Raw genomic sequence first — 11,796 nt, 5'->3', positions numbered from 1 at the left:
TCGCCCGTGACCCGGGTGAGCGCCGCGTCACCATTTCGGATGTGGCCGCACGAGCCCGCGTCTCCAAGAGCGCGGTGTCATTCGTGTTCAATGGTCGCCGCGGACTGAGCGCAGCGACGACGGCCCGCATCATCCGAGCTGCCGACGAGCTCGGCTGGCGTCCGAGCGCTCGGGCACGCGCCCTGGCGGGGAACAGCGTTCGAAGTGTCGGCCTGGTGATCCGGCGGGGGGACGCGGGACCGACGCGGGATGCGGAGATCGCCGGTTTCCTGGAGGGCTTGGGAACTGCGCTGGCCGCCGTCGGCGTCGCCCTGGTGGTCCGCGTCGTCTCCTCCCGCTCCCACGAGCGGGAGGCGTACGCCGCTTTCGCGCGCGAGTCGCACGTCGACGTCGTCCTCATCGAAGGGTCCCCGGAGGATGACGACCGACCGGTCTTGCTGACGCAGCTCGGTCTTCGATTCGTCCGGGCGGACCAGGGACCGGAGGCCGCCTTGCTCTTCCACTGCAGGCACAAAGGTGAGTAAACTTCACTTTCAATCGTAGCTGACAGCGCGAGAGCCCGCGGGACACCCGCGGACGGCCGGTGAAGCACGAAGGAGTGCGGCCACCGGCTTCGACAATCTCGAGGAACGGGGCCGACCGTGCGTACTCGACTTATCGCCTGCCTTGCCGCTGTGGCGACGTTCACGATCGGGAGCATTGCCTTATCGCCCGCGGACGAAGCACAGGCACTGTCGCCGGATCTCCCCTTCAGCGCCGATGCGTTGCCGACCTGGCAGACCAACGGGACCGTGTGGCAGGTGGCCGCCTCACACGGCCGGATGGTCGTCGGGGGAACCTTCAGCGAGATACGCCCGGGGGCCGGTCAGTCGGGCACCGCGCGCACTCTGCAGAGTCTCGCGATCCTGGACGCCGCGACCGGCGCGCCGGATGCCTGCCAGCTGCCGGTGGCCTTCTCCGGCGGCACGGCATCGGTCTACGCGGTGAAAACGGCGCCCGACGGCAACTCGGTCTTCATCGGCGGCCAGTTCACCAGCGTCGGCGGCGTCGCTGTGACGCGCCTCGCCGAGATCAATGTCGAGACGTGCACCGTGACTCCATTCCGGGTGAGCGGCATCTCCAGCTACGTGCTCGAGATCGAACCCTCCGCCGACGCCGTGTACTTCGGCGGCGTCTTCCAGACCGTCGGCGGACAGACCAGGCGCAGCTTCGCGAAGGTCAACCGTGCGGGAGCCCTGCAGACGGCCTTCGTCGCCAACGCATCCGGTGCGTCGCAGGACCTCTACAGCACCGTCGTCGTACCGGACAAGAACGCCCGCGGGGACGCGCTCCAGCTCTCGCCGGACGGCACCCGGCTCGCCATCGGCGGCGACTGGTTCGACATCAACGGATCGGCGACGCACAGCTTCGCCGTGGTGGACTCCACCACGGGTGCAGTGCTGCACACGTGGCCTGCGAGCACCGTCGGGAACACGTCCCGGACCAAGACGATCAGTTCGGACGGCACACGGTTCTTCGTCGCACAGGAGGGGTTCAACGGCTTCGACGGTGCGATCGCGATCAACTGGTCGGACTACAGCCAGGCCTGGCGCGACAACTGCGCTGGAGCCACTCAGACGATCGTGCCCTACCAGGGCCTGCTGTTCGAGGCGCACCACCACCACGACTGCTCCGCCCAGGGGATGTTCCCGGATGGTCGCCGCACCTTCCTCTCGGTGAGTCATGCAGCCGATCCCAACCAGCTGCACATCGGCTGGCTCCCCGAACTGAACGACGGCACCGGTGAGGGCATCGGCCCGCGCGCCATCGCGATCGGGAACGGGACCAACGGGACCCCCTACCTCTGGGTCGGCGGCGAGTTCACGCGCGTCAACGGAGCGAGCCAGCAAGGCCTGACCCGCTTCAGCCCCACCGACACCGGGGCGCCGCCGGTACCCACCCTCGCTGCGCGGGCGATCACGCCCAACGCCGTGCAGGTGAACATCCGTGGGGTCTACGACCCGGATGACTCGGACATCACTTACGCCGTCTACCGCGGAAACAACACGACCACGCCGGTGTGGACCGGGGTCGCGGAGTCGAAGCACTGGTACCGCTATCAGGCGACGTTCGTCGACACCGACGTCACCCCGGGCACCGCCTACACCTACCGGGTGCGAGCGATCGATGCGGCCAACAACCAGAGCGGCCTGTCGGCGACGGCGACCGCAACGGCATCCACGACCGGATCCGCTTACGCGTCGACGGTGATCGCCGATCAGCCGCGACTGTTCTACCGCTACGACGACACGGCGAACGCGCAGTGGGTCGTGGACAGTGCCGGAGCCACCGTCGTCGGCCTCAACGGCCTCGCCCAGAACGGCGTCACCCGGACTGCCTCGGGGGCGATCCCGAACGACGCGAGCGCCAGCGCGACCTTCACCGACACGCAGCCGAGCGGACTGCCGCAGTACATCTGGAACGACGTCATCGCGCGCGGCCCTGCGGCGTACTCGGTCGAGACCTGGTTCCGCACGACGTCCACGACGGGTGGGGCGCTCGCGAACTACGGATCGTCGGACGGACGGCCCCGATCGGATACCGGGGTGGATCGGGTCAGCGGCACGGTCGACCGCGTCGTCTACATGGAGAACGGAACCGGCTTCCTCCGCTTCGGCGTTCGGGCCGGGTTCGGCACGACCACCCTTCGGAGCCTGACGGCTCTGAACAACGGGCAATGGCACCACGTGGTCGGCGCGCAAGGCCCTGGCGGCATGCAGCTGTATGTCGACGGGGTGCTCCAGTCGCAGAACGCCACGACCGGCAACGGCACCTACTTCGGCACGTGGCACGTCGGCGGCGACAACCTCAGCGGCTACCCGACGACCGGCAACTCGCTGGCGAACCGCTACTTCGACGGACAGCTCGACGAGACGGCGGTGTACTACCGGGCACTGTCCGCTCAGCAGGTGCAGAACCACTACAGCGTCGGGACGGGCTTCGTCGACACGGTGCCGCCCAGCGCCCCACAATCGGTTGCCGCCTCGTTCGACGGCTCCAACGTCGACGTCTCCTGGAACGCCTCGACGGACAACGTCGGAGTCGGAGGCTACCGGGTCTACCGTGGCGCGACCGCCGGGTTCACGCCCGCTGCCGACACACTGCGCGGAACGGTGACCGGAACCACGTTCGAAGACGTGACACCGCCTCCGGGCACCTACTACTACAAGGTCGTGGCCTTCGACGGCGCCAACAACGCCAGCGCTGGGTCCGCAGCCTCCGCGGCCGTCGCTGTCGTGGACGCGGCGCCCCCGACGGTTCCGACGGGAGTCACCGCCGTTGCGGCCGGGCTCGCGGCCGACATCTCGTGGACGGCCTCGACCGACAATGTCGGAGTGACGGGGTACGCGCTGTACCGCGGCTCGGACGCGGGCTTCGTGCCCGGTGCCGACACCCTCATCCAGCCGAACATCGCCGCAACCACGTACCACGACGCTCCCCTTTCCGAGGGCACGTGGTACTACAAGGTAACCGCCCGGGATGCCGCCGGGAACGTCTCCGGCGCATCCAGTGCAGCATCGGTGGTCATCGTGGCTCCGGACGCCACTCCGCCGAGCGTGCCGACGGGTCTGACCGCGACGGTCGATGCCTCCCACAACGTCGACCTGGTCTGGAACGCGTCCACCGACAATGTGGGAGTGACGGGCTACCTCGTCTACCGCGGAACGACGGCCGGGTTCACCGCAGACGACACGTCTCGGATCGGCAACGTCACGAGCACGAACTTCACCGATACGGCTCGACCGCAGGGCACTTGGTACTACAAGGTCGCCGCAACGGACGGCTCGTCCAACGTGAGCGGCGCCTCGACTGCGGCGAGCGCAACGGTCACCGGTCCGTCGGCTCCGCCGACGACGCAGACGATCGTGACCAGCGCTGATTCGATGGCCGCGGCCGTCAACCCGGCGTTCGCGTACGGGACGACGAACCAGATCTCCTCGCGGTTCAACACGACGATCGAGTCCTTCCTGCGGTTCGACCTGCCTGCGGCGCCGGCCGGACAGGTCCTCACCTCGGCGACGATCTCGGTCCGTACGTCCACCGATCCGACTGCCGGATCGACGGACACCCACGAGTTCCGGCTGGTCAACGGCGCCTGGGACGAGGCGACCGTCACCTGGAACAACCGCCCGACGGCGGTGGGATCGGGAGTCCTCGGCCAGCTGAACGGTGCGACCGCGCTGAACACGGCTTACACCGCCACGCTCTCGGCTGCCGATCTGGCTCCGCTCGCGGGCACCTCGATCACGCTGAGGCTCGGGAGTGCCGCCGGGAGTGACAACGTGCGGCTCTGGTCGCGTGAGGCGCCGACAGCGGACTATCGGCCCACCCTGACGCTGGTCTACACCACGCCCTGAAGCGGGGCAGCATGAAGAAGTGGTCCGTCGTCCTCGTGCTGGGATGCGCCCAGTTCGTCATGGTCCTCGATGGCACCGTGATGAACGTGTCGATTTCTACCGTGGTCTCCGACCTGGGCACGACGGTCTCCGCGATGCAGGCAGCGATCACCTTCTACACGCTGACCATGGCAGCGCTGATGATGCTGGGCGCCAAACTCGGCGACATCTGGGGTCGCCGCCGCGCTTTCGTGATCGGGTCGATCGTGTACGCGCTCGGTTCGCTGACCACGGCTCTGGCCCCGAACATCGTGTTCCTGTTTCTCGGGTGGTCGGTGGTGGAGGGCCTCGGTGCGGTTCTCGTCATCCCGGCCATCGCGGCGCTCGTGGCCGACAACTACCAGGGCCGGGACCGCATCTCCGCCTACGCGACCATCGGAGCCGTCTCGGGTGCCGCGGTCGCCGCTGGGCCGCTGATCGGCGGCTACGTTACGACCTATCTGAGTTGGCGGTACGTCTTCTTCGGCGAGGTCGTGATCATGATCGCGGTGGTACTGCTCACCCGGCTGATCACCGACCGGACCGTCAGGCAGCACTCCCGCATCGACGTGTGGAGTGTCCTCCTGTCGGCCGTGGGCCTGGTACTGGTCGTGCTGGGGATGCTGCAGAGCAAGACCTGGGGGTGGGTCGTGCCCCTGACGTCGCCGCAGATCGGCGGAGTCGAGATCGCGCCACTGCAGATCTCGCTTACCGCGTGGTTCATCCTGATCGGCTGTGTCCTGCTCTGGGCGTTCGTCCGCCGCCAGCGCATGCTCGTGGCCGCGGGGCGGTCACCTCTCGTGCACGTCGAGATGTTCTCGATCCGCCGGCTGCGGAGCGGACTCTCCGTCCTCGGCGCCCAATACGCGGTCACCGCCGGGCTCTTCTTCATGGTCCCGGTCTACCTGCAGATGACGCTCGGCCTCGATCCGCTGCAGACCGGCCTGAAGATCTTCCCGCTGTCGATCTCCCTCATCCTGTTCTCGATCGTCGGCACGCGGCTGTCGAAGCTGTGGTCGCCGCGGCGGATCGTGCGGGCCGGGCAGTTCATCCTGGTCGGGAGCTCCCTGCTGCTCCTGGGCGCTGTGACCCCCGACCTTCGTGCCGGCCTCTTCGCGGTCGGGATGTTCCTCGCCGGGGCCGCGCTCGGGCTCCTTGCGTCCCAGCTGGGCAACGTGAACATGTCCAGCGTGACGGAGAAGGAGACGAGCGAGGTGGGCGGCCTGCAGGGGGTGTTCCAGAACCTCGGCTCCTCGCTCGGAACGGCCCTGATCGGCTCCATCCTGATCGCCGCCCTATCCACCTCCTTCGCGGGAGCCGTTGCCGGGAGCACTCTTTCCGATGAGGTGCAGGCGCAGGTCGCGTCGGAGACGCACGGCGGAGTCTCGATCGTGCCCTCGTCGACCGTCGAACAGATCGGTACCGAGGCCGGCCTGTCCTCGACGGATGCGAGCACGCTCGCCGGGCTCTACCGTGACTCGCAGCTGTCCTCACTGCGCATCGCCTTCTTCGGGCTCATCGCCATCAGCCTGCTCTCGCTGCTGTTCTCGGCGGGAATTCCTACGGAGGCGCCGCCGCGGGGCGGCCGGCAGAAGAGGTTGAGCGCTGAGGCCTCCGGTGGTGGGGATTAGGCGCAGACGAACCCGCAACTGCGGCATCCACGATCGCGTCGCCGGAGCGTAGCCTGAGCGCACGCGGACCGAAGGAGAGACATCGTGACCGACGACGCAGCAGAGGTAGCAGCACCGGTTGATTTCGTCATCATCGAGTTCCCCGAGGGGCAGCAGAACTTTTCGGGTGAGGTCCTCGATGAACTCGCTCGTCTCGTCGATTCCGGGACGATCCGGCTCGTCGACGCGATGGTCCTGATCAAAGACGCGGACGGAGACGTCGACGGGGTCGAGTTGTCCGACCTCGACGGGCTCGGCCCTCTCGAGGCCATCGCGGCGGAACTCGCCGACTTCCTCGCCGAGGATGACGTGGCCGACCTCGCTGCCGCCATGGATCCTGGAAGCGTGGCCGGCGTGATCGTCTACGAGAACATCTGGGCCGCACCGTTCGCCGCTGCAGCCCGTCGGGCCGGCGGCCGGCTCATCGCCGACGGACGCATCCACAGCCAGGACATCGCTGACGCGCTCGAAGCGGAAGCGGAGCTGGAAGACGAGCTCGAACAAGAAGCAGACAAAGAGGGGGCCTGAGATGCGAGCAGCACGTGTAGGACGAGTGGGGGTCGTCGGCCACCCCGTGGCCAAGGCGGCCGTCGTCACCAAGGTCGTCACCAGTCCCGGCCCGGCGCCCGTCGCGAAGACCGCAGTCGTAGCCGCAGCGGTCACCCCTCGTCGCCGCAGGTTCTGACCGCGTGCCTTGGGTGAGAGCAGCATCAGGATGGCGGCGATGATCGGGACGGGACTGATCGCGATCCCGAGTGCCAGTGGCAGCGTGGTTCCGATCACTTCGAGCATCTCGTCATCTCCCCGATCGGTGGCGACCAGAACGAAGGAGATCGGGCGTCGAATCTCCGACGATTGGCAGTCTGGCGGGAGATTCGAACGCTGAACGTTCAAATCTCCTTCAGTTTGCGAGTCCCCAGCGGTGGGACGATGGCCGATGGCGTTAGCACGTCACCGGCTGCCGGGACTACCGTTGGATGGTGACTACGCCAGATTCCGCGCACAGCGACGCCGAGACCGCCGACGAAGCGCCGACCTTCACCTCCTTGGGGCTGGATGGCGCCGTCCTGAAGGCCCTGAAAGATGTCGGCTACGAGACCCCGTCGGCCATCCAGGCCGCGACCATCCCCCTGCTGCTGGAGGGTCGCGACGTCGTCGGGCTCGCCCAGACAGGCACCGGCAAGACGGCCGCCTTCGCGCTACCCATCCTGTCCCGCCTCGACCTGTCGCAGAAGAGCCCGCAGGCGCTCGTGCTGGCGCCGACGCGCGAGCTGGCCCTGCAGGTGGCCGAGGCCTTCGAGAGCTACGCCACCCACATGAAGGGCGTGCACCTGCTGCCGGTCTACGGCGGGCAGGGATACGGCGTGCAGCTCTCCGCACTGCGCCGCGGCGTGCACATCGTGGTCGGCACCCCTGGGCGCATCATGGACCACCTCGACAAGGGGACGCTCGACCTCTCCGAGCTGAAGTACCTCGTGCTCGACGAGGCCGACGAGATGCTGAAGATGGGGTTCGCGGAGGATGTGGAGACCATCCTCGCCGACACCCCCGACGACAAGCAGGTCGCGCTCTTCTCGGCGACCATGCCCGCGCAGATCCGCCGCATCTCGAAGAAGTACCTCCACGATCCCGAAGAGATCACCGTCAAGTCGAAGACGACGACGTCGGCGAACACCACTCAGCGCTACCTCGTCGTGTCGTACGCGCAGAAGGTGGACGCGCTCACGCGCATCCTCGAGGTCGAGAACTTCGAGGGCATGATCATCTTCGTTCGCACCAAGAACGAGACGGAGACTCTGGCCGAGCGACTCCGCGCCCGCGGCTACTCGGCGGCAGCAATCAACGGCGACGTCGCCCAGGCCCAGCGCGAGCGCACCGTCGACCAGCTCAAGTCGGGCAAGCTCGACATCCTGGTGGCGACCGATGTGGCGGCGCGCGGTCTCGACGTCGAGCGCATCAGCCACGTCGTCAACTTCGACATCCCGGTCGACACCGAGTCGTATGTGCACCGCATCGGCCGCACCGGGCGCGCGGGCCGGAGCGGCGCTGCCATCAGTTTCGTGACGCCGCGCGAACGCCGCCTGCTCACGGCCATCGAGAAGGCCACCCGGCAGCCGCTCACCCCGATGCAGCTGCCCACCGTCGACGACGTCAACGTGACGCGGCTCGCCCGCTTCGACGACGCCATCACGCAGGCGCTGGCCGAGGAGGAGCGGATCTCGCGTTTCCGCGACATCATCGGCCACTACGTCGAGCACCACGACGTGCCCGAGGCGGATGTCGCGGCGGCCCTCGCCGTGGTTGCGCAGGGGGAGGAGCCGCTGCTGCTCAGCGCCGACGACCTGCTCTCGCAGCGCGTCGAGCGCGACTCGCGGCAGGAGGACCGTTCCGGTCGTGCCGACCGGGGTGGCCGTGACGACCGCGGTGCCCGCGGCGACCGTCCGCGGCGGGAGCGCGGCAGCCAGGCCATGGCGCCGTACCGTATGGAGGTCGGCAAGCGGCAGAAGGTGGAGCCGCGCCAGATCGTCGGCGCGCTCGCCAACGAGGGTGGCCTGAGCCGCGAAGACTTCGGTCACATCCGGATCATGCCCGACTTCACCATCGTCGAACTGCCCGCAGACCTCCCCGGCGACACGCTCTCGCGCCTCTCCGGAACGCGGATCGGCGGCAAGCTGATCCAGCTGCGCCCCGACACCGGCGGTCGCGGCCGGAGCGACTCCTGGCAGCGCGACGACCGACCGCCGCGCAAGCCCCGGCACAGCTGAAGCCGGCCCGCGCCTCGTGCGCGGACCGGCGTCGGCTGTCGGTTTCCGTGGGGTTCAGGCCGCTCCGGCGAGGGCCTTCGCCTTCAGGGTCTCGAACTCGGCGGGAGTGATCGCGCCACTGTCCAGCAGGCGCTTGCCGGACTCGATCTCACCCGCGGGCGAGCTCGCACCGGACCCGGCGACCGAGCGGATGTACTGGTTGGACGCCTCCTGCGCCTGCACGGCTCCCGCCGCGCTCCGCTGCGCCATCCTGCCGCCGCGCGCGATGAGGTAGATGAATGCCGCAAGGAACGGGACGAAGACCAGGAACAGGATCCACAGAGCCTTTGCCCAGCCGTTGAGTTCGGGATCGCGGAACACGTCGATGATGACTCGGATGAAGATCGAGATGCAGACGATCACCAGGTAGAACCAGAACGACCAGACGATGAAATCCCAGAAGCTCATGACAACTCCATTCGTTTGGCCGAAGCGATGATCGCTTCGGGTGGCCTGAAGGTACGACGTGCACGTCGGGCTCGGCTAGTGCCTTCTTTCGGCTCTGTCAGTCCTCGCTGACCCGCACGATCGTCTTCCCGTTCCGCCTGGGACGCGCGCCGAATGCAGCCGCGGCATCCTCAAGCGGGACGACATCCCCCACGAAGGTGCGCAGCCTCCCGGCGCGGACGCGTCGCGCCAGCTCGGCGAGCTGCGACCGGTCCGGCTCCACCACGAAGAAGATGGCGGTGACTCCCGGTCGCTGAGCCTGCGGCGGCTCCACGATGGTGACCAGTGTTCCGCCGTCGCGGACCAGAGCCGCCGACCGCACGCCGACCTCCCCGCCGATCACGTCGAAGACGAGATCGGCGCCTCCCGCGGCCTCGGACCAGTCGCCGTCGGTGTCGACGAATCGATGCACTCCGGCTTCCTCCGCTCGCTCCCGGTGAGCGGACCGCCCGGCGCCGATCACGTAAGCGCCCGCATCCCGTGCTAGTTGCGCCACGACGGTCCCGACTCCGCCGGCCACGCCGTTGACCAGCACGGTCTGGCCGACCTGCAGGCGGCCGTGCTCGAACAGCCCCTGCCAGGCGGTGAGGCCCGAGATCGGGAGGCTGGCCGCCGTGACGAAGTCGATGTCGCCGGGGAGCGGGGCCAGGTTGCGCGCTTCGACCGACACGTACTCGGCCAGTGTCCCGTCCCGCGCCCAGTCGGCGAAGCCGAATACCCGCTGGCCGACCGTGAGGCCGGTCGTCCCATAGCCGAGCGCGGTCACGACCCCGGCGAGCTCGTGCCCGGGGATGGACGGGGTCCGGTCGCGACCGGCCCGGTCGGTCCATGTCGCGGGCCACGCCAGCTCACCCGGTGTGAAGCTCGCGGCGCGCACCTGAACGACGACGTCGTTCTCCGCTGCGTGCGGGGACGGGCGATCCTCCAGCTTCGCTCCCCCGGCTCCTTCGGACCGGTCGGTCACCGTGATCGCCTTCATGAGAGTCCTCCTGGGTTCTTCCTCTTCGGACCATGATGCGAGTGCCGGGGCTACTCCGGCCAGCCCGAATCGTCGTCAGGCGACGATCTTGCCGAACACCTCGTTGAGGGCCTCGGTCGTGCTGGGGTGCGTGTAGATGGCGTTCCTCAACGTTGTGGAGGTGACGCCCTGACGCATCGCGAGGGCCACCGTGTTGATGACTTCCTGCGCGTCGATGCTGAGAATGGCGGCACCCAGGATCAGGTCGGTGTCCGCATCCAGGACGAACTTCATCACCCCGCGGGTCTCTTCCACGGTGTAGGCGCGGGGCATCGCGACGATGTCGGCCACGTTCTCCCGCGCGACGACGATGTTGAGGCCCTGATCGCGTGCCTCCCGCTCGGTCAGCCCGACGGTGGCGAGCGGCGGCGTGATGAACAGTGTCCTCGGGACGGCCACCCGATCCGCCGTGCTGCGGGTGCCCCCGCCGAGGAGCTGATCGATGACGATGCGCGCGTCGTCGAGCGAGACGTAGGTGAACTGCGGCCCGCCGTTCACGTCACCGAGCGCGAAGATGTGCGGCTGCGAGGTCCGGAGGAACTCATCCACGACCACGGCGCCCGGCGGCGTCGTCTTCACACCCGCGGAGTCGAGGTCCAGTCCCGCGGTTGCCGGCTTGCGGCCGGTCGCGGGAAGGAAGGCGTCCCCGTCGACCGTGAAGGTCTGCCCGTCCTTGGTGTAAGTGATCCGCGCGCCTCCCTCGATGTCGTCGATGCGGTCGACGGTCGCTCCGGTCACGATGGTGATCCCGTCTCCGGCGAGGATGCCGGTTGCGACATCGGCGACGTCGCCGTCCTCCTTGGGCAGCAGGCGGTCGGCAGCCTCGAGCACCGTGATCTCCGACCCGAAGTGCCGGTAGATGGATGCGAACTCCAGCCCGAGGTACCCGCCGCCGATGATCACCAGGTGCGCCGGGAGGTGCGAGGCCCGGGTCAGGTCCGTGCTGGAGATCAGGTGCGCGCTGGTCGCGATGCCGTCGATGTCGGGCACGATCGGCTCGGAACCCGTGTTGATCAGGATGGTCGGGGCCGTGACCGTGATCCGGTCCCGGCCTTCGCCAACGGCGACCGTGTGGGCGTCGACGAAGTGCGCCGCGCCGGTGATCACGGTGGCGGTGTCTTTTCCGTCGAGCGCCTCGAAGTTGCCGGCCCGGAAGCTGGCGGTGAGCGCGCGAACACCTTCGATCGAGTTGGCGAAGAACTCCTGGGCCTCGTCTTCCAGACGACGCGAGTTGGAGTAGTGCACGAGCATCTTCGTCGGCACGCAGCCGACATTGGGGCAGGTGCCGCCGTACATCTCTTCGGACTCCTCGATGAGGATGACGCGCTTGCCGGCGTCCGTCAGCGCGTGCGCGGCGGTCTTGCCGCCTTTACCGAATCCGACGACGATGACGTCGGCCGTGAGTGCAGTCGTAGTGTCCATGTCTTGAGTGTGAAGGCCTG

At 68.1% G+C, this 11,796-nt stretch carries 9 protein-coding genes; 6 read left to right on the top strand and 3 right to left on the bottom strand.

All coding sequences use genetic code 11. The features are described 5' to 3' along the window. Window positions 1–41 precede the first annotated feature (41 nt). The 6 genes from AB4Y74_RS15440 to AB4Y74_RS15415 all read left to right on the top strand — a co-directional run bounded on the left by AB4Y74_RS15440 (window position 42) and on the right by AB4Y74_RS15415 (window position 8,850). The gene (locus tag AB4Y74_RS15440; protein ID WP_441799944.1) at window positions 42–524 is read left to right on the top strand and encodes a LacI family DNA-binding transcriptional regulator; all 483 of its coding nucleotides are present in this window, start codon (window positions 42–44) and stop codon (window positions 522–524) included. Between the two features lie 117 nt (window positions 525–641). After that, on the top strand, window positions 642–4,397 hold the full coding sequence (locus tag AB4Y74_RS15435) for a LamG-like jellyroll fold domain-containing protein (protein ID WP_441799943.1): 3,756 nt from the start codon (window positions 642–644) through the stop codon (window positions 4,395–4,397). Window positions 4,398–4,408: 11 nt separating this feature from the next. Then, window positions 4,409–6,046: an MFS transporter gene (locus AB4Y74_RS15430; protein WP_441799942.1), complete on the top strand. Its 1,638-nt coding sequence runs from the start codon at window positions 4,409–4,411 to the stop codon at window positions 6,044–6,046. 84 nt (window positions 6,047–6,130) lie between these two features. Further along, on the top strand, window positions 6,131–6,613 hold the full coding sequence (locus tag AB4Y74_RS15425; protein WP_441799941.1) for a DUF6325 family protein: 483 nt from the start codon (window positions 6,131–6,133) through the stop codon (window positions 6,611–6,613). 1 nt (window position 6,614) lies between these two features. After that, window positions 6,615–6,770, top strand: coding sequence for a hypothetical protein (locus AB4Y74_RS15420; RefSeq protein ID WP_441799940.1), 156 nt, complete (start codon window positions 6,615–6,617; stop codon window positions 6,768–6,770). 295 nt (window positions 6,771–7,065) lie between these two features. Beyond that, window positions 7,066–8,850, top strand: coding sequence for a DEAD/DEAH box helicase (locus AB4Y74_RS15415; RefSeq protein WP_441799939.1), 1,785 nt, complete (start codon window positions 7,066–7,068; stop codon window positions 8,848–8,850). A 54-nt stretch (window positions 8,851–8,904) separates the two neighbouring features. On the opposite strand, the gene AB4Y74_RS15410 is transcribed toward AB4Y74_RS15415, so the two are convergent. From AB4Y74_RS15410 to AB4Y74_RS15400, 3 genes are all read right to left on the bottom strand, one after another. Beyond that, window positions 8,905–9,297, bottom strand: a complete 393-nt coding sequence (locus AB4Y74_RS15410; RefSeq protein ID WP_441799938.1) for a hypothetical protein — start codon at window positions 9,295–9,297, stop codon at window positions 8,905–8,907. 97 nt (window positions 9,298–9,394) lie between these two features. Beyond that, window positions 9,395–10,315: an NADP-dependent oxidoreductase gene (locus AB4Y74_RS15405; RefSeq protein WP_441799937.1), complete on the bottom strand. Its 921-nt coding sequence runs from the start codon at window positions 10,313–10,315 to the stop codon at window positions 9,395–9,397. Window positions 10,316–10,390: 75 nt separating this feature from the next. Beyond that, window positions 10,391–11,776: an FAD-dependent oxidoreductase gene (locus tag AB4Y74_RS15400; RefSeq protein WP_441799936.1), complete on the bottom strand. Its 1,386-nt coding sequence runs from the start codon at window positions 11,774–11,776 to the stop codon at window positions 10,391–10,393. Window positions 11,777–11,796: the final 20 nt, after the last annotated feature.

The organism is Leifsonia sp. RAF41, assembly GCF_052114085.1.
In the GTDB taxonomy this organism is placed as follows: domain Bacteria; phylum Actinomycetota; class Actinomycetes; order Actinomycetales; family Microbacteriaceae; genus Leifsonia.
The sequence above is the reverse complement of the archived record's forward strand: the minus strand, read 5'-3'. Positions and strand labels throughout refer to the sequence as shown.

Bases quoted from the DNA above. Each gene is read 5' to 3' on its own strand.
- AB4Y74_RS15430 (WP_441799942.1), top strand. From the start codon at position 4,409: ATGAAGAAGTGGTCCGTCGTCCTCGTGCTGGGATGCGCCCAGTTCGTC.
- AB4Y74_RS15405 (WP_441799937.1), bottom strand. From the start codon at position 10,315: ATGAAGGCGATCACGGTGACCGACCGGTCCGAAGGAGCCGGGGGAGCG.
- AB4Y74_RS15400 (WP_441799936.1), bottom strand. From the start codon at position 11,776: ATGGACACTACGACTGCACTCACGGCCGACGTCATCGTCGTCGGATTC.
- AB4Y74_RS15410 (WP_441799938.1), bottom strand. From the start codon at position 9,297: ATGAGCTTCTGGGATTTCATCGTCTGGTCGTTCTGGTTCTACCTGGTG.
- AB4Y74_RS15420 (WP_441799940.1), top strand. From the start codon at position 6,615: ATGCGAGCAGCACGTGTAGGACGAGTGGGGGTCGTCGGCCACCCCGTG.